Origin of the sequence: Spirillospora sp. NPDC046719, from assembly GCF_040645715.1 — a bacterium.
Taxonomy (GTDB): domain Bacteria; phylum Actinomycetota; class Actinomycetes; order Streptosporangiales; family Streptosporangiaceae; genus Spirillospora.
This window is the reverse complement of record NZ_JBEYYT010000174.1, coordinates 1-18,012: the sequence shown is the minus strand read 5'-3', so window position 1 is coordinate 18,012 and position 18,012 is coordinate 1. Positions and strand designations below refer to the sequence as shown.

Genomic DNA, 18,012 nt, shown 5'->3' with positions numbered 1-18,012 from the left:
CTCGCCTTCCTGTTCGGGACGCACCCGGACCGCGTCCGGCCCGCGCCGCCGCTGCCCGGCGCGCCGAAGGGCGGCGTCGTCGCGGACGCGTCGGTCGGGTGGGAGGTCCGGACCATGCTCGTCCATCCGGTGTGGTGGACGAGGATCGGCCGCATCGACGTCCGCCGCGACGCCCCCGCGTCCGGCGTGTGCACGGTCCTGGTGCAGGCGCCGGACGGGACGTCCCCGGACGCGTCGTGGCCCGCGCATCCGGCGGGCTGGGTGCCGCACGCGAACCGGTCGTGGTCGATCCGCTGGATCGCCTGGCACGACCCGTCCTGCGATCAGTAGCGGGTCACCAGCGCGATGCGGCCGTGGTCGACCAGGAAGCCGTCGGAGACGAACGTCACCTCGCCGCCGTACTCCAGGGCCGTCTCGATCACGTCGTCCACGACGTCGTCGACGACGTCCGCGCCCTTGAGGACGCCCGGCATGCCGTCGACCGGGACGAGCTCGCCGTCGGTCCGCACGGCGGGCGCGTAGTAGCCGCGCTCGACGACGAGGTGCTCGCCGCGGCCCTCCTCGACCAGCCGGGCGACCTCGGGGAGCCCGCCGGCGTAGCGCTGGATGCTGCGCGCCGCCTCCAGCTCGGCGAGCACCCCGACCTCCCGGAGGTCCTCGTAGGCGTGCAGGGCGGGGCGGGCCGCCTCGATGAGGGTGCTCGGCGCGGCGCCCTCGTAGCTGCCGTCGACGCGCCCGGCGGGCCGGATGTGCGAGCCGGCCGCCTCGTCGAAGAACGCCTGGTGGCGGGTGACGCCGGCGACGATGACGGGGCGGCGGTCGCGGGCGAGGACGCGGTCGAGGGCGGCGACGACGTCGCGGGCGGCCCGCCGGTGCGGTTCCTCCTCGCTGTCGCGGGCGCTGCGCCGGGCCATCTTGCCCGCGTCGATCTCCTCGGCGGGCTCGGGGACGATGGGGAACCCGTCGCCGGTGTGCTCGGCGAGGTCCTCGCCCTGCCCGCTCCAGAGCCGGGTGCACTGGTCCGACAGCGACAGCAGCCAGTACCGGGGCGAGCGGGTGTAGGCGGCGACGAGGTCGCGGGTGGCGAACCCGGTGTCGACGACGACGCGCTCGTCCACCGGCTGGGAGATCGTGAACGCGTGGTGCTCGCCGTCGGGCGCCGCGAACAGCACGAGGCCGTCGGAGGCGTGCCGCAGGTCGATCTCGGCGGCGGCCCGCTCCAGCGCGTGCACCACGTGGTCGGCGGTGCCGCCGGTCACCCGGACGTCGTCGTGCAGCCGGCGGCGGGCCTCGGCGAGCAGGTTGCGGAGCCGGATCGGGTCCTGCCGGTTGCCGGGCGCGGACCGGTGCGTCGGCATCAGCACCGAGACGGCCGGGTAGGGGCGGGGTTTGCGCAGTTCGGACAGGGTCGAAGCGTCCATGATCCCCCGATCGTCGCCTCTTGCATCTGTTGTCTCTTTTGTAGCTACTCGCAGGTAAATGAGACGTAAGCGGCGATTGAGGATCCGGCGCGGGCCGGTCACGGGCGGGCGCGCAGGCCGTCCAGCACGACGCGGGTGACCGGGTCGCCGGCGCGGGCGCCGGGGCGGCAGACGGCCATGCTGATGATCTCGACCACCTCCGCCGGGCCGATGTCGCTGCGGACCGCGCCCTCCTCCTGCGCCTCGGCGGCCAGCTTCTCCAGCAGGGAATCCACCTCCGCCTGGATCTCCAGCCGCTCGGGCGGCGCGGGGCCGTCCCCGGCGAGGGACTTGATCAGCGCGAACGGCTCGCCGGCGCAGTGCTCCACGGCCAGCGCCAGGACGTCCCAGCGCGGCACGTCCCGCTCCCGGACCTCGGCGATCCGGTCGCGGAACCGGACCAGCGCGGACACGGCGATCTCCTCGACGAGGGCGCGCCGGTCCGGGAAGTGCCGGTACAGCGTGCCCACGCCGAGGCCGGCCGCGCGCGCGATGTCGTCCATGCTCACCGCGCATCCCCGCGCGGCGAACAGGTCCAGCGCGGACGCGACGATGCGCTCGCGGTTGCGCCGGGCGTCGGCTCGCACCGTCTCCTCCTCCGGTCAAGCGGAACATCGGGTTCAGGTTACTCTGTCCCCGTAAGCAGAAGCGGAACATCAGCTTCAGGTTAGGAGCGGTCCATGCGCATCGGAATGTTCGCCCTCGCCGCGGGGGCGCCACTGGACGACGTCGTCGCCCAGGCCCGCCTGGCGCGCGACGCGGGGCTCGACAGCGTCTTCTTCGGCCACGTCCCCTCGTGGGACGGCCTCATGGCCGCCGCCCTCGCCGGGCGGGAGACGCCCGGCCTGGAGGTCGGCACCGCGGTCGTCCCGACCTGGCCGCGGCACCCCCTCGCCCTGGCGAGCCAGGCCCTCACCGCGCAGGCGATGGCGGGCGGGCGCTTCACCCTCGGGATCGGGCCGAGCCACCCGCCGGTCATCGAGGGCGGGCACGGCATCGCCTACGAGCGGCCCGCGCGGCACGTCCGCGAGTACCTGTCGGCGCTGCGCCCGCTGCTGCGCGGCGAGGACGTCGAGTACCGCGGCGAGACGCTGACCGCGGTGGGCACGGTGGACGCGCCCGGCGCGACCCCGCCGCCGGTGATCGTCTCCGCGCTCGGCCCGGCGATGCTCCGGGTCGCCGGCGAGCTCGCCGACGGGACCGTGACGACCTGGACCGGCGCCGCCACGATCGCCGACCACATCGTGCCCTCGATCACCCGGGCCGCCGAGGCCGCCGGGCGCCCCGCCCCACGCGTGCTGGCCGGCGTCGTCGTCGCGCTCACCACCGACCCCGACGGCGTCCGGAACCAGCTCGCCGAGCAGTTCGCGGCCGCGTCGGAGTTCCCCGGCTACCGGGCGATCCTCGACCGGCAGGGACTGTCCGGCGTGCACGAGACGGTCGTCGCCGGCGACGAGGCGACCGTGGAGCGGGAGCTGCGCCGCTTCGCCGACGCCGGCGCGACCGACCTGCTGATCAGCCCGCGCGGCGACGCGGCGCCCGTGCTGGAGCTCGCCGCGACGCTGCGCCGGCCGCCCGTCACAGCGACGCGCGCAACTCCCGCTTGAGGACCTTGCCGGCCGCGGACACCGGGATCTCGTCCACGAACCGGACCTCGCGGAGCCTCTTGTAGTGCACGACGGCGGCGTTGACGTGCTCCAGCAGCTCGTCCGCGGTCACCTCGCCGGAGCGGACGACGAACGCGGTCGGCAGCTCCCCCGCCTTCGGGTCGGGGCGGCCGACCACGGCGGCGCCCGCGACGGCGGGGTGGGCGAGCAGCTTCTCCTCCAGCTCGCGGGGGTACACGTTGTAGCCGTTGTAGAGCAGCATGTCCTTCTTGCGGTCGACGATGGACAGGTAGCCGTCCTCGTCGAGCACGCCGACGTCGCCCGTGCGCAGCCAGCCGTCCGGGCTCAGCACCGCCGCGGTCTCCTCCGGCCGGTTCAGGTAGCCGGTCATGACCTGCGGGCCGTGCACGCACACCTCGCCCTCCGCGCCGGGCGGCAGCGCGGGGGTCGCCTCGTCCACGGACGGGGCGTCCGCCGCGACGATCTTCACCCGGACGTCCGGGACCGGGACGCCGACGGTACCGGTCTTGCGCACGCCCGACCGGTGCGTGGGGTTCGCGGTGGCGCCCATCGTCACCTCGCTGAGCCCGTACGCCTCGACGACCACCGCGTCCGGGAACGCGGCCCGCAGCCGCGCGATCATCTCGTGCGACAGCGGCGCGGCGCCCGACCGGACGCCGCGCACCGACGACAGGTCGCGCTCGGCGAACGAGGGGTGGGCCAGCAGCGCGGCGAACATCGCGGGCGCGCCGCCGAGCGCGGTGGCGCGGAACCGCTCCATGTCGGCCAGGAACGCCGGGACGTCCAGGCGCGGGTGGCTCACGATCGTCGTCCCGGTCATGAACTGGGAGTTCAGGTAGCCGACCGTGCCCATCGCGTGGAACCAGGGCGCGACGCTGACGATGACGCCCTCGCCGAGCGGCGTCGGGTACTCCCCCTCCGGAGCGGTCGAGCGGAGCGTCAGCCCGCCGTGGCCGTCGAGCTCGGGCACCGACCCCGTCCCGGAGCAGGCGAACTGCAGCGTGTTCACCACGACGTTGCGGTGCGGGAGCATGACGCCCTTGGAGCGGCCGGTCGTCCCGCCGGTGTAGGCGATGTGCGCCAGGTCGCGGCGGGCGTCGATCCCGACCTCGGGGAACTCCTCCGGGCGGCCCTCGCCGACCTCCTCGAACGCGACGCCGCGGCCGGCGAACGCGCCGTCGCACAGGCCGACCACGTCCGCCGGGCCGCCGCCCGAGCCCGCGACCACCACCGTGCTGACCTTCGTCCGGTCGAGGACCTGCGCGACCGGCCCGGCGAGCAGGTCGAGGGTGACGACCACCGCCGCGCCGCAGTCGGCGAGCTGGAAGGCCAGCTCGTCCGGTGGCAGCAGCGGGTTGCACGGGGAGAACGTGGCGCCCGCCAGCAGCGTCCCGTAGTAGGCGATGGCGAACTGCGGGATGTTCGGCAGGTGCAGCGCGACGACGTCGCCGCGGCCGACGCCCCGCTCGATCAGGCCGTGCGCGAACCGGGCGGACGCGCGCGCCAGCCCGGTGAAGGACAGGTCGCGCCCGGCGTGGTGCAGGGCCGTCCGGTCGCCCCAGCGCCGCGCGGCGCCCGCGAGGATCGCGCCGACCGAGACGTCCGGGTAGTCGAGCGAATGCGGCACACCGGCGAACCAGTGCGGGGTGGTCTCGGAAGACGTCGCGCCCATCGTCGTCCCTTTCCAGAGGCTCGTTCTAGAATCTCGTTCACCACTCTAGGAGAGGGACCGGGCGCCCCGACGCGGCGGGTCGGGGCGGCGGGTCAGCGCAGCCGCTCGATCACCGGCCCGAACTCGTCCAGGAACGGGCCGTGCACCGTCACGTGGGAGAAGCCGAACCGCTCGCGCCGCTCCCGCAGCTGCTCGGCGATCTGCTCGTGCGTGCCGATGAGCGCGAACGGCGTGTCCAGCACCTCCTCGACGCTCATGTACGGGACGCGGGCGTCCCGGATCCGCTCGGCCGCGGCCCGCCGGTCCGGGGTGACCTCGACGTGCTGGACGAGCACGTTCCACTCGATCGCGCCGGCCCGCTCCCCCGCGTGCGCGCGGGCGAACGCGACCCGCTCGGCCGCCTGCTCGGCCGTCCCCATCCGGAACGTCCCCGGCGCCGCGCCCTCGACCTGGTACATCCCCGCGATCCCCACGATGTCGGCGTGCTCGGCGGCGGCCCGCAGCACCGTGTCGCCGGTGCCGCCGACCAGCAGCGGCGGGCCGGAGCCGCCGAACCCCGAGCGCTGCACCGGCGCGAGGTCGGCGAGCCCGAAGTGCTCGGCCACCGGCCTGCGCTCGGCGTAGTCGGGCCCGCCGAACAGCCGCCCGAGCTCCTCGATCAGCGCCGTCATCCGCTCGACGCGGGCGGCGAACGGCTCCCACGCGATCCCCGCCGCGTCGAACTCCCACTTCATGTGCCCCGCGCCGAGGCCGACCTCGACCCGCCCGCCGGTGAGCCGGTCGGCGGTCGCGATCTCGCGGGCCAGCAGGTGCGCGTTCCAGAAGGCGGCGTTCAGCACCAGCGTGCCGACCCGCAGCCGCTCGGTCGCGTCCGCCGCCGCGACCATCGTCGGGAACGGCGCCGGCGAGCCGAGGTGGTCGGGGACCTGCGCCACGTCGTAGCCGTACCGCTCGCCCCGCCGGCACCGCTCGACGAAGTCCCCGGGGGAGGCGATGTCGAAGAAGTTGAACCCGAACCGGAAGTCCCTCATAAGGCGATCATGCCGGGTCAGCCCGGGGTGATGAAGCCCGTCTCGTAGGCGAGGATGACCGCCTGCGTCCGGTCCCGCGCCTGGAGCTTGGCGAGGATGTTCCCGACGTGCGTCTTCACCGTCTGCGGGCTCACGAACAGCTCCCCGGCGATCTCGGCGTTGGAGCGGCCCTTCGCCACCAGCCGCAGCACGTCCGCCTCCCGCTCGGTCAGCTGGCCGTGCCAGCGCGCCGCCCGCCCGCCGGCCGGCGACGGCCCGTGCGCGGCGGCCAGCTCCCGGATCGCGGCCGGGAACAGCAGGCTGTCGCCGTGCGCGACCATCCGGACCGCCTGCAGGATCTCCTCCGGCCGCGTCCGCTTCAGCAGGAACCCGTTCGCACCCGCCTTCAGCGCGTCGTAGACGTACTCGTCGTTCTCGAACGTCGTCACGACGATGATCTTCGGGGGCTCGCGGACGGTGTCCAGGATGTGGCGGGTCGCCTGGATCCCGTCGAGCCGCGGCATCCGCACGTCCATCAGGATCACGTCCGGGCGGAGCCGCGCCACCGCGTCCGGCACCTCCGCGCCGTCGGACGCCTCGCCGACCACGGCCAGGTCGTCCTCGGCGTTGATGATCGCCGCCAGCCCCGCCCGGATCAGCCGCTCGTCGTCGACCAGCAGCACCTTGATCGTCATGTCCCGGACCCTCTCACGAAGCACCGCCCGCACAGGCGGCACTGCTCTCTCTCATGGAACGGCCGCGTCCAGTGGAGCGCGCCGCTCCGGGGACGGGCCACCGCCGCCCGCTCAGGAGACGCGGCCGAGCGGCAGCGACACGTGCATCCGCCAGCGGTCGCCGTCCGGCCCGGCCGTCATCTCGCCCCGCAGCACGGTGACGCGCTCGCGGATGCCGCCGAGCCCGCGCCCGCCGCCGTGGCCCGACCCCACGCCGCGCGCCCCCAGCGGATTGCTCATCTCCATCTCCAGCCGCTCCCCGGACACGCCGAGGCGCAGCCGCACCGGCACCTTGCCCGCGTGCCGCAGCGCGTTCGTCAGCCCCTCCTGGACGATCCGGTACGCCTCCCGGGAGACCGCCGCGGGCACGTGCTCGACCTGCGGGTCCACCTCCGAGTCGAGCCGCACCCCGGCGAGCCGCGTCTGCTCCAGCACCCGGCCGAGGTCCTTCAGCGTGGGCTGCGGCGCCGGCCGGGACCGGTCCTCGCGCAGCAGTCCGAGCACGTGGTCGAGGTCCTCCAGCGCGGCGCGCGCCGACTCCTCGATCGCGCCGAGCGCCTCCCGGGCGAACTCCGGATCGGTGTCCAGGACGCGCCCGGCCGCGCCCGCCTGCAGCGTCACGACGCTGAGCGCGTGCCCCACCGAGTCGTGCAGCTCGCGCGCCAGCCGGTTGCGCTCGGCGAGCCGGACCGCCCGCGCCTCCAGCTCCGCGAGCCGCTCCGCGGCGGTCGGCCCGAGGAACCGCGGCGCCAGCCGCGCCAGCAGCACGCCGCCCGCCACGATCAGGACGAGCAGCACCGCCACCCCGGCGATCCCGGCCGGCGGCGCCGCCCACTCCGCCCACGTCCCGGGGCGGGCCCACCGGCCGAGCAGCCGCTCGTCCCAGTCCACCAGCGGCGCCATGACCAGCACGAACGCGAACGGCGGCACGGCCAGGCTGAGCCCGCTGACGACCACGCCGGCGAACAGGTGCAGGGTGAACCACGCGCCGGACCGCGTCCGGCTCTCCCAGGTCGCCGCCGGGCCGGGCGCCAGCGCCGCCGCCGGACCCCGCAGCAGCTCCTTGGCCAGCGAGCTCTCCAGCAGCCGCACCGACGGGACGAGACCGGTGACGAACGCGGCGGCCGCCGGGAACACCAGCAGCGCCAGCACCCCCGCGCCCGGCCCGTTGAAGGGCAGGAGCGCGGCGAGGGTCATGCCGAGGAACCAGTACGGCATGAGCAGCGCACCGCCCACCACCAGGTGGGCCCAGCGCCGCCAGGTCGTCCGCTCGATCAGCGGATGCAGTGCACCGGCCACTCCCCGATCCTGGCAGAACGGCGGCGCCGCCCCCTCCCCCGCGCGACCGGCACGGCTCCCCCGCACGGGGGAGCCGCCCGCCGCGTCAGAGGCGGCGTCACGCCTCGGGTTGCCGGGCGGCCTTGCGGTCCTGCCCGCCCGCGAGCCGGTCGCGCTCGGCGAGCTTGGCCAGGCGCGCGTTGTAGGCGGCGAGCTCGTCCTCCTCCGCGCCCGCCTCACCGCGCGCGGTGCGCTCGGCGGCGCGGTCGGCCTTGCGGTCCATCCGGCGGGCCTGCCGCTGGTCGTCGGCGTACCACTGGAACGCCATCACCAGCAGGACGACGAAGGTCGGCACCTCGCCGAACGCCCACGCGATCGACCCGGCGGTGTGCTGGTCGTGCAGGATCGTGGTGCCCCACGGCGGGTTGACGGCGTTGTACCAGCCGGTCGCGAGGGCCTGGTTCAGGCTCATCAGCGCGATGCCGAAGAACGCGTGGAACGGCATGGTGACGAACAGCAGCAGCAGCCGCATCGGGTGCGGCAGCCGGCGCGGCGCCGGGTCGATGCCGAGCAGCACCCAGAAGAACAGGCAGCCCGACGCCAGGAAGTGCACCATCATCGCGATGTGCCCGAGATGGTCGCCCATGAGCTTCTCGAACAGCGGCGTGAAGTACAGCGCGAACGTGCTGCCCATGAACAGGATCGTGGCGAACGCCGGATGGGCGACGAACCGGACGAACCGGCTGTGCAGCATCGCGGTGAGCCACTCGCGCGGGCCGCGGTCGCCGCGGATCCGGGCGGGCTTGAGCGCGCGCAGCGCCAGCGTCGTCGGCGCGCCGGCCACCAGGAAGATCGGTGTCAGCATGTTCAGCACCATGTGCTGCGCCATGTGCACGCTGAACAGGATCGGCGCGTACCGGGAGACGCCCGTCTGGGTCACGATGACGATCGTCAGCAGCCCGAAGAACCACGAGACGGTGCGTCCGACCGGCCAGGAGTCGCCGCGCCGCCGCAGCCGCAGCACCCCCGCCAGGTACAGGCCGCCGAGCACGACGACCAGGACGCCGAAGAACAGGTCGAAGTGCCACAGCGTCGCGAGCCGCTCGAGGTTGATGTGCGGCGGCATGTCGAAGCCGAGCTGCGTCTTGATCGCCGACTCGGTGCCGCTCTCCGGCGGCGGCGCGGTGCGGGCGAGCGCGACGGCGAGGCCCATGGTGGCGGCCATGACGGCGGCCTCGACGGCGGCGAGCCGCGCGAACGCGCGCGGCTTGCGGTCGTGCAGCGCAGGGATCGTCCGCTCGCGGTGCCACCAGCCGAACCAGCCGAGCGCCGCGAACGCGATGATCTTGCCGAGGGCGAGCCGCCCGTAGTCGGTGGTGACCAGCTCCGACGGGTCCGGCAGCCGGGAGATCACGTTGACCATGCCGCTGGCGCCGACGGTGACGTAGCACCACAGCGCCATCCGGCTGAACCGCTCGGCCATGATCGGCAGCTTGTCGCGGCCGAGCAGCGCGTGCGCGCCGACGACCGCGAGGCCGCCGACCCACGGCGCGATCGCGGCGACGTGCAGCGCGACGCCGGTGACGGCGACCTCGTGGTTGGCGGCCGACGCGGAGTGCCCGGTGAGCGGCGGCGGCAGCAGCGCGATCCCGGCCATGGCCAGCAGCCCGAACGCGGCGGCCGGGGTGGTCGTGGTGCGCGCCAGCAGCGCCACCACGACGGCCAGCAGCACCACGATCATCAGCGCGGTGCCCTGCTCCAGCGAGCCGACGTAGCTGCTCAGCTCGTTGCCGCCGATCACGTCGGTGACCGGCTGGCCGAGCACGTCGGCGACGGTGAACACCAGCGTGGCCGCCGCGGCGGCGGCCCATCCGGCCGCCAGCCACGACGCCGCGCGCAGGTAGCCGACCGAGTCCCGGGACAGCTTCGGCGCGTCGCGCCCGCCCTCGACGGGCAGCAGCGCGGCGCCCGCGAGGAGCGCGCCGACGGTCAGCGCGGACAGCAGGTCCATCGCCGTCCGCGACGCGGGCAGCCCCCACCGGGTGGCGGCGCCGGCGTCCCCGATGCCGGGGATGACCTGCTCGGTCACCGCCCCGCCGAGGACGAGCGCGGCCACCAGGACCGCGGCCCCCGCCGCGACCGCCGCGGCGGCGGCGCGCAGCACGCGCAGGCCGCCCTCACTCACCGACGTTCCTCACTGCCAGACCCCGATCACTGGTGTTCGTCACTCACTCGCGGCGGCCGCCCCGTGCTTGCGCTTGGCCCGGTAGACGATGGCCACGCCGATGCCGATGCCGAGCAGCACGCCGACGCCGATCAGGCCCCAGGTCACCATCCCGGACCCGGACCCGGAGTCGGACTCGGCGGCCTGCTGCTGGTCGATCTTGAGCGGCTGCTCGTTGCTGGTCGCGGCGGGGCCGGTCTGGTCGACCGCGCCCACGCCGCCCTTGGGCGCCGCCTGCGGCTGCTCGCCGGTGCTCCCGTCCCCGCCGGCGGCGGTCGCGGTGAAGGTGAGGCCGTCGGCCTGGACGGGGTGCCCGTCCGCGCCGACGACCCGGTAGGCGACCGTGTACGACCCGGCGGGCAGCGCGCCGGTCAGCTTCTGCGTGACCGTGGTGCCCTGGTGCTCGGCGGCGCCCGCCTGGAAGGCCTTGCCGTGCGCGTCCTTGACGATCACCTTCGCGTTGCTGATCTCGTCGCTGAAGACCAGCTTCACCTCGGTGACCGAGGCGGCGGACGCCCCCTTGCCGGGCGTGCTGCTCACCAGCTGGGTGTGGGCCAGCGCGGGGGTCGCGGTCAGGGCGCCGAGCGCGGCGGCGAGGACGGCGACGAGACCGAGGCGGCGCAGGGGCCCGCGGGTCGTGAGGGTTCTCATGGGGTGGCCGGGTTCTCTAGATGGGAATCAGGGCCCTTCTAGCGTACTGACGCGGCGCCGATGGCACGTCCGGGGTGGGGGAAGGCCGTCAGAGCGTGCCCAAAGCGTGATCGCGGCCGTGCTCGGCGAACTCGGCGCGCAGGGCCTCGACGTGTCCGGCGGTCAGCGGCTCGTAGGCCAGGGCGCGTCCCGGGCGCACCCACACCCGCTGCCCGTCCGCCGGTTCCCACAGGAGGCGGCGGAGCGGCCGCTTGTGCACCTTCCCCGTCGCGGTCAGCGGCATCTGCCCGACGACCCGGACGAACCGCGGCGCCCACTTCGTCCCGAGGTCGGGCTGCGCGGCCAGGAAGGCGGCGAACCCGTCGGCGTCGAACGCGGTGCCGTCGTGCAGCTCCAGCGCGGCCATCACCTGGTCGCCGGTGCGCGGGTCCGGGACGGGGTAGACGGCGCACATCACCACGGCGGGCCAGCGCGACAGGATCCGCTCGACCGGCGCGGCGGCGAAGTTCTCGCTGTCGACGCGGAGCCGGTCGGCGCCGCGCCCGGCGAAGTAGAAGTAGCCGGCCTCGTCGCGGTAGCCGAGGTCGCCGCTCCAGTACGTGCCGCCGCGGACCCGTTCGGCGTCGGCCTCCGGGTCCTTGTAATAGCCCTCGAAGGCGGCGCCGGCGTTGATCCCAGCGAGCTCGCCGATGGCCTCGCCGGGGTTGAGCAGGGCGCCGGAGGCGTCGAAGCGGGCCCGCGGGCACTCGCGGCCGGTGCCGGGGTCGAGCACGGCGACCTCGACGTCGGGCGGCGCGACGCCGAGCGCGTCGGGCGGCGAGTCCGGCGTCTTGCGCAGCGAGATCGCGCCCTCGCTGGAGCCGTAGCCCTCGATGATCCGGCATCCGAACCGGCGCGCGAACCCGGCCATGTCCTGGGCGGACGCCTCCGTGCCGAACGCGCACCGCAGCGTGTTGTCGCGGTCGTCGGGACGCTCGGGGGTGGCGAGGATGTAGGCGAGGGCGCGCCCGACGTAGTTGAAGTAGGTCACGCCGAACCGGCGCACGTCGGGCAGGAAGCCGGACGCGGAGAAGCGGCGGCGCAGCGCGACGGTGGCGCCCGCGTGCACGGCCATCGCCAGGTTGGCCATCACCGCGTTGCCGTGGAACAGCGGCATCGCGACGTAGGTGACGGAGTCGCGCTCGATCCCCATCATCGCGGACCGCTCCGCGATCGCGGCGAGCCGTCCCTGCCCGCAGGCGACCGCCTTCGGCGCGCCGGTCGACCCGGACGTGAACAGGAGCAGCAGCCGGTCGTCCGGCCGCGCGCCGGGGTCGCCGCGGTCCGCCCCGTCCGCCGCCCTGCCCGCCGCCGCGCGCAGCGACGCCTCGTACGCGGCGGAGTCGACGACGAGGACCCGGTCCGCCGGGAACTCCTCGCCGAGCGCGTCCAGCAGCGGGAGGTGGGCGGTGTCGGTGACGATCACGTCGCAGTCGGTGTGCCGGACGTCGGCGGCCAGCTCGGCACCGCGCCGGGTCGGGTTGACGCCGACGACGGTGGCGCGGCCGAGCGCCGCGGCGAAGATCCAGAACACGTACTCGGGGACGTTCTCCAGCAGCACCCCGACGTGCCGGGGGCGGCCGGGCGGCTCGGGGCACGCGTCCGGCAGCAGCGCGGCGCGCGTCCGGGCGGCCGCCACGGCCTGCGCCCAGCTGTAGGTCTCGTCCTCGAACCGGAGCGCGGGGTGCCCGTCACCGGCCCGTTCCAGCAGAAGGTCCGCGAAGGTCGGGCTCGCCACGTCCGCGACACTGCCACCCAAGCTTTTGCTTGGTCAAGAGCGGACGATCAATTGCACCCGCAGTCGCAGTCACAGCAGTCGCACCCGTCACAGCAGTCGCAGTCGCAGCAGTCGCAGCCGCTGCAGCAGTCGCAGCCGTCGCAGCAGTCGTCGCAATGCCGGGTGCACCAGCAGCGGTCCCCGCAGTCCTTGCCGTGGTGCTCGCTCCAGTCGGGCTGGAACACCCCGCAGGTCAGGCACACCGCCGTCCCGGTGAAGCACGGGATCGGCCATCCCGGGCGGCGGCCCGGCGGCCGGTGCCCGAAGTTCGCGCCGCCGCCTCCCCCGCCGCCGTGCGGCGGGAACCAGCCGCCGCCGTCGCCGTGACCGCCGCCGTGCTGGGGCGGGTACCCGTGCTGGGACGGGGCGCCGGGCGGCGGGTACTGGCCGGGCGGCGGGTACTGGCCGGGCCGGTACGGCGGCTGCTCCGGACCCGGCGGGTAGGCGGCGAAGACCCGGTCGACCGACCGGCGGACCTCCCGGTCCAGCAGGGCCCGGACGAGGCGCGGCCGCTCCATCTCCAGGTCGGCCAGGGCCAGCCGCAGCCCGTGCAGCGCGTCGTCGGCGTACCTGCGGGCCTCGGCGGGCGTCGTGCCGGTGGCCAGGAGCGGGTTGAACGCGCCCGCCGCCGCGTCGTCGGCGACGTCCTCGACGGCGTCGATCAGGTGCGCGAGGCGGCCGAAGTGGCGGCCCGCCTCCGCCAGCGTCTCGGCGTTGCCCTCCTTGCCGGCGAGGACCGCGGTGTGCGCGAACACGGCCGCGACGGCGGTCTCGGTGGGCTCGGTGAGGTCGAGCAGCCGCAGGCCCGGCTCGGCCTCCAGCACGGCCTGCCGGGCGACGGCCTCGCGCAGCACCGACGGGTCGAACCCGACGGCGGCGCCCGTCCGCGCGCCCGCCGCGTCCCAGCGGGAGGCGGCCCGGCCCGCGGCGGCGGCGACCAGCCGGCGCGCGTACGCGCCGTCGCCGTCCGCGACGTGGTCGCGGGTCTTCCCGGCGGCGAGCAGCAGCGACGCGGCCGCCGCCAGCCGCGCGCCCTCCGCCTTCGCGGTCACGACCTCGGCGGTCTTCATCCCGCGCAGCGCGCAGGGCCCGGCCTTGCGGCGCGGCGACAGCTCCGGCGCCTGCGCCTCCACCAGCACCGAGACGAGCAGCCCGTCGTAGTTGGTGACGAGCCGCGCCGCCTGGCCGTGCTCGGCCCGCAGCGTCAGGCACAGCCCGCACAGGTGCGCCATCCAGTCCTTGAAGAGCGTCCCGCACAGCGCGTGCTTGCAGGGACGGACCACACCGAACACCGATATCTCCCCGTTTCAGGCGTCTCGCAGCATTGACTCACGGACGCAGCGGCGCCCGGGACAGTTCGCCCCAGAAGATCCGGGATTCGTGGCGGTCAGACTCCGACGCAGGTCAGGGCGCGGCGGTAGGCGGCCATCCGCGGCTCCCGCGTGCCCGTCTCGGCGAGCACCTCGGCGAGGTCGAACCACGCCTGCGCCGCCTCCCGCGAGGACTCCATGTCCTCCAGGCACGTCGCGGCCCTCGTGAGGACCTCCACCGCGCGGTCGCGGTCGCCGAGCCGCACGCACGCCTCGCCGAGCACGGTCAGCGCGCCCGCCGTGACCCGGCGCGGCGCGTCCCCGAGCAGCTCCAGGGCGTCCTCGGCGAGCCGCACCGCCTCCGCCGGGCGGCCGAGCGCGGTCTCCGCGCGGGCCAGCTCGGTCAGGCACCGGGCCACGTCGATCTCCCCGGCGGAGCCGGCGTTGATCTCCCCGCTCACCCGGGCGAGCAGCTCGCGGGCCTGCACCGCCTGGTCGGGCCGGGCGCGCAGCAGCAGCCCCGCGTAGACGACCCGGAGCCGGTTGAGGTCGCGCGGGTCCTCGCCGTCGCCGGCCAGCATCAGCGCCCGCTCGGCGAGCCCGACGCCCTCCTCGTACTCGCCGCGGATCTGCGCGACGTTCGCGGCCTCCCAGTAGGCGACCGTGCGGGCCCGCGCGCTGCCGATCCGCTCGGCCCGCTCGACCAGCTGACCGGCGAGCTGCCGGGCGCGAACGAGGTCGCCGCGTTCGATGAAGGCGGCCAGCAGCGCCGCGCCGAGGTGCACGGCGGCGTCGGTGGAGTCGGCGCCGGTCGCGATGAGGTGCCGCAGCGCTCCCTCGGCGGCCTGCACGCCCGCGCTGATGTCGCCGCGCTCGCGCAGGCAGCGGCTCAGCGCGACGTGCACCCGCGCCCAGTGGTCGAGGTCGGCCTCGGCGGACGCCTCCTCGGTCAGCGCGCGCAGCCCGGCGATCGCCTCCTCCAGCTCGCCCGCCGCCTCCAGCGCGAGGGCGTGCCCCCAGCGGGCCTGGTGCAGCATCTCCGGCAGCGCGACGGCGTCGGCGTTGGCCAGCACCTCGGCGAACCGGGCCCGCGCCTCGGCCGCGGCGCCGTTGCGCAGCGCGATCTCGGCGTAGTCCAGGGTGACGCGCAGCTCGTCCACGACGTCCTCGCTGACGCCGCTGACGAGGTAGGTCGCCGAGCAGTTCAGCTTCACGGCGAGCAGGTCGACCACGCTCGGGGCGGGGACCCGCTTGTCGCTCTCGATCAGCGAGATGTAGCTGTCGGACAGCTCGGGGAAGGCCAGCTGCGCCTGGCTCACGCCCTGCCTGATCCGCAGGGCGCGGATGCGCTGCCCCAGTGTCTCCCGGTCCATGTGACCCCGCTCTTCCTTGTGGTCGCCTACAGGGTGCTCGCCGGACGCGTCGCGCGCAGGGCGAGGAAGAAGTCGACTCGGTCCTCAAGTGTGCCGAGGTCCCGGCCGGTGAGGTCCTCGATTCGGCGGATTCGGTACCGAAGCGTGTTCACATGGACGTGCAGCCGGGTCGCGCTCCGGCTCCACGACCCCGAGCAGGCCAGGAACACCTCCAGGGTGTGCAGGAGCTCGGCCTGCCTGCTGCTGTCGTACTCCTCCAGCGGGCCGAGCATCCGCTCCCGGAACGACCAGCGCGTCCGCTCCGGGACGGCGGCCAGCAGCAGCGCGTAGGAGTCCGCGTAGGAGTCCCGTTGCGCTTCGGGGGCCGGCGCGTCCGCCGAGTCTCGCATTCGCACCATGGCAGGCTATAGCGGACCGTTCCCGTCACGCAGCGCTGGTCCTGAACCACATCCCGGCACCGGGCGCCGCGCGGCGGCGGGCCCCGCCGGGCTCGCCCGCGGGGACGGGCCGCACCGGTGGACGACGCCGGGCCGCCCGGCGGCTAACCTGTGCTCGCACTTTCCGGGAACGACGCTGGTGAAGGCGGAGCACGCGCGAATGTCCAAGATCAACACGGCAGGGGCCGACGCATCACCGCCGGCCGGCGGGCGCGGGCCGCTGGACCGGCTGTTCGACCTGACCGGCCGGCGGACCACGGTGGCGCGCGAGCTGCGCGGCGGCGTCACCACGTTCTTCGCCATGGCCTACATCATCCTGCTGAACCCGATCATCCTCGGCGGGGCCAAGGACGTCACCGGCGCGACGCTGTCGATCCCGCAGCTGACCACGATGACCGCGCTGTCCGCCGCGATCACCACGGTGATCATGGGCCTGGTCGGGAACGCGCCGCTGGCCCTCGCCGCCGGCCTCGGCATCAACGCGGTGGTGGCCTTCCAGGCGGCGCCGGTGATGACCTGGCCGCAGGCGATGGGCCTCGTGGTGATCGAGGGCGTGATCATCGTGCTGCTGGCGCTCACCGGCGTCCGCGAGCGGATCATGAACTCGATCCCGCTGGCGCTCAAGCACGCCATCGCGGTCGGCATCGGCGCGTTCATCGCGCTGGTCGGGCTGTACGACTCCGGGTTCGTCACCTCGAGCAAGACCAGCCCGCCGCTGTCGCTCGGCACCGGCGGGCGGCTGGAGACCCTGCCGGCGCTGGTCTTCGGCCTCACCCTGCTGCTGATGATCGTGCTGTACGTGCGGAGGGTGCCCGGCGCCATCCTGATCAGCATCATCGCCGGCACCGTGCTCGCGGTGGTCATCCAGTCGTACGCGTCGGTGCCGGACGGCGGCTGGGGCGTGGTCACCCCGGACCTGCCGCACAAGGTGTTCGCCACGCCCGACTTCGGGCTGTTCGGGAAGGTCGACCTGTTCGGCGGGTTCGGCCGGGCGGGCGTGATCACGGCGCTGGTGGTGCTGTTCACCCTGGTGCTGTCCGGGTTCTTCGACGCGATGGGCACCATCCTCGGCATCAGCGACGAGGCCGGCCTCACCAACGAGCGGGGCGAGGTGCCGCGGCTCGGCCGGATCCTGTCGGTGGACGGCCTGTCCGCCGCGCTCGGCGGCGTGACCAGCTCGTCCGCCAACACCGTGTTCGTCGAGTCGGCGGCGGGCGTCGGCGAGGGCGCCCGGACCGGCCTGGCCAACATCGCGACCGGCGCGCTGTTCGCGCTCACCCTGTTCCTCACCCCGCTCGCCGCGGTCGTGCCCGCGCAGGCCGCCGCGCCGGCGCTGGTGGTGGTCGGCGCGCTGATGATGACGCAGGTCGCCAAGGTGACGTGGGACGACCTGGAGATCGCGATCCCGGCGTTCCTCACCATCGTGCTGATGCCGTTCACCTACTCGATCACCATCGGCATCGGCGGCGGGGTGGTCACCTACGCGATCATCAAGCTGGCCCGCGGCAGGGTCCGCGAGGTGTCGGTGTGGCTGTGGCCCGTGGTGCTCCTGTTCCTGCTGTTCTTCGCGATTCACCCGATCGAGACGTGGCTCGGGGTGAAGTAGGGGCGGGGGCCCGCGAGATTCTCACGCGAATGTCGGCGCATTTGAAAGTCTCGGACACGCTTGCGGGTGTCAAATAGTGCCGTCATGGCGTAAGCAGAAGGTAGGGCCCTACCCCCCGGCGTGAAAGGCGTGGCTGTGGTGTCCGCGGACCGTCCCCCCGACCCTCCCGCGCACGGCCACGTCCTGCTCGCGCCCGGGCGGTTCCCCGGCGCGCTGACCGCCGCGCAGGTGGCCCGCCACCTCGCCGCCGGGCTGCGCCGCGCCCGGCCGGACGTCCCGCTCGTCGAGCTGCCCGTCGCCGACGGCGGGGACGGCACCGTCGAGGCGGCCGTCGCGGCGGGCTGGCGCCGCGTCGAGGTCGAGGTCTGCGGGCCGACCGGCCGGCCGGTGACCGCGCGGCTGGCGCTGCGCGACCGCACCGCGGTGGTGGAGCTGGCGGAGGCGTCGGGGCTGCGCCGGCTGCCGGGCGGCAAGCCGAGCCCGCTCACGGCGTCCAGCCTCGGCACCGGGCAGCTGATGGCGCACGCGCTGCGGCTCGGCGCGCGGCGGATCGTGCTCGGGCTCGGCGGCGGCGCCTGCACCGACGGCGGCGCGGGGCTCGTCCAGGGGCTCGGCGGGCGGCTGCTGGACGCGCTCGGCAAGGACCTGCCGCCCGGCGGGGCGGCGCTGCGCTCGCTGCACGCGCTGGACCTTCGCGCCCTGCCCGACCTGACGGGCGTCGAGGTGGTCGTCGCGGGCGACTCCGCGGGCCCGCTGCTCGGCCGCGGCGGCGCCGCCGCGCTGGACGGCCCGCCCCGCGGCCCGACCCGCGAC

General features: G+C 74.9%; 15 protein-coding genes and 1 pseudogene. 4 read left to right on the top strand and 12 right to left on the bottom strand.

What is annotated here, in order from left to right; genetic code table 11:
- The coding region (locus ABZ914_RS27040; RefSeq protein ID WP_500196651.1) for a hypothetical protein at positions 1 to 330 on the top strand (330 nt) is incomplete at its 5' end.
- Here the strand turns inward: ABZ914_RS27040 and ABZ914_RS27035 are convergent.
- Both ABZ914_RS27035 and ABZ914_RS27030 read right to left on the bottom strand, forming a co-directional pair.
- Positions 324 to 1,421: a baeRF3 domain-containing protein gene (locus tag ABZ914_RS27035; RefSeq protein WP_500196649.1), complete on the bottom strand. Its 1,098-nt coding sequence runs from the start codon at positions 1,419 to 1,421 to the stop codon at positions 324 to 326. The two genes, ABZ914_RS27040 and ABZ914_RS27035, sit on opposite strands and share 7 nt — an antisense overlap.
- Positions 1,422 to 1,519: 98 nt before the next feature.
- Entirely contained in the window at positions 1,520 to 2,047 is a 528-nt protein-coding gene (locus tag ABZ914_RS27030; protein ID WP_387028828.1) for a TetR/AcrR family transcriptional regulator, read from the bottom strand.
- Between the two features lie 93 nt (positions 2,048 to 2,140).
- Here ABZ914_RS27030 and ABZ914_RS27025 point away from each other — a divergent pair, with 93 nt between their 5' ends.
- On the top strand, positions 2,141 to 3,067 hold the full coding sequence (locus ABZ914_RS27025) for a TIGR03564 family F420-dependent LLM class oxidoreductase (RefSeq protein ID WP_500196647.1): 927 nt from the start codon (positions 2,141 to 2,143) through the stop codon (positions 3,065 to 3,067).
- On the opposite strand, the gene ABZ914_RS27020 is transcribed toward ABZ914_RS27025, so the two are convergent.
- The 10 genes and pseudogenes from ABZ914_RS27020 to ABZ914_RS26975 all read right to left on the bottom strand — a co-directional run.
- Positions 3,039 to 4,760, bottom strand: coding sequence for a class I adenylate-forming enzyme family protein (locus tag ABZ914_RS27020; protein WP_500196645.1), 1,722 nt, complete (start codon positions 4,758 to 4,760; stop codon positions 3,039 to 3,041). The two genes, ABZ914_RS27025 and ABZ914_RS27020, sit on opposite strands and share 29 nt — an antisense overlap.
- 92 nt (positions 4,761 to 4,852) lie before the next feature.
- The gene (locus ABZ914_RS27015) at positions 4,853 to 5,791 is read right to left on the bottom strand and encodes a TIGR03621 family F420-dependent LLM class oxidoreductase (RefSeq protein ID WP_500196643.1); all 939 of its coding nucleotides are present in this window, start codon (positions 5,789 to 5,791) and stop codon (positions 4,853 to 4,855) included.
- A gap of 17 nt (positions 5,792 to 5,808) precedes the next feature.
- A complete protein-coding gene (locus ABZ914_RS27010) occupies positions 5,809 to 6,465 on the bottom strand; it encodes a response regulator (RefSeq protein ID WP_500196641.1) in 657 nt (218 codons plus the stop codon).
- A gap of 111 nt (positions 6,466 to 6,576) precedes the next feature.
- Complete coding sequence (locus ABZ914_RS27005; RefSeq protein ID WP_500196638.1) at positions 6,577 to 7,803, bottom strand: sensor histidine kinase; 1,227 nt, start codon at positions 7,801 to 7,803, stop codon at positions 6,577 to 6,579.
- Positions 7,804 to 7,900: 97 nt separating this feature from the next.
- Positions 7,901 to 9,967 (bottom strand): bifunctional copper resistance protein CopD/cytochrome c oxidase assembly protein, encoded by a 2,067-nt coding sequence (locus ABZ914_RS27000; protein ID WP_500196637.1) that lies wholly within the window; start codon positions 9,965 to 9,967, stop codon positions 7,901 to 7,903.
- A 39-nt stretch (positions 9,968 to 10,006) separates the two neighbouring features.
- Positions 10,007 to 10,657: a copper resistance CopC family protein gene (locus ABZ914_RS26995; RefSeq protein ID WP_500196635.1), complete on the bottom strand. Its 651-nt coding sequence runs from the start codon at positions 10,655 to 10,657 to the stop codon at positions 10,007 to 10,009.
- A gap of 88 nt (positions 10,658 to 10,745) precedes the next feature.
- A complete protein-coding gene (locus ABZ914_RS26990) occupies positions 10,746 to 12,434 on the bottom strand; it encodes an AMP-binding protein (RefSeq protein ID WP_500196634.1) in 1,689 nt (562 codons plus the stop codon).
- Positions 12,435 to 12,481: 47 nt separating this feature from the next.
- Positions 12,482 to 13,765: a DUF5685 family protein gene (locus tag ABZ914_RS26985; RefSeq protein WP_500196632.1), complete on the bottom strand. Its 1,284-nt coding sequence runs from the start codon at positions 13,763 to 13,765 to the stop codon at positions 12,482 to 12,484.
- Positions 13,766 to 13,860: 95 nt separating this feature from the next.
- Positions 13,861 to 15,156 carry a helix-turn-helix domain-containing protein gene (locus ABZ914_RS26980; RefSeq protein ID WP_500196631.1) on the bottom strand — a complete coding sequence of 432 codons (1,296 nt, stop codon included), beginning with the start codon at positions 15,154 to 15,156 and terminating at the stop codon, positions 13,861 to 13,863.
- 26 nt (positions 15,157 to 15,182) lie between these two features.
- Positions 15,183 to 15,491, bottom strand: a pseudogene (locus tag ABZ914_RS26975) (PucR family transcriptional regulator); the annotation flags it as partial.
- 262 nt (positions 15,492 to 15,753) lie between these two features.
- On the opposite strand from ABZ914_RS26975, the gene ABZ914_RS26970 reads away from it, so the two are divergent.
- Positions 15,754 to 17,199 (top strand): NCS2 family permease, encoded by a 1,446-nt coding sequence (locus ABZ914_RS26970; RefSeq protein WP_500196629.1) that lies wholly within the window; start codon positions 15,754 to 15,756, stop codon positions 17,197 to 17,199.
- Positions 17,200 to 17,334: 135 nt separating this feature from the next.
- A partial coding sequence (locus tag ABZ914_RS26965) for a glycerate kinase (protein ID WP_500196628.1) occupies positions 17,335 to 18,012 on the top strand: 678 nt, incomplete at its 3' end.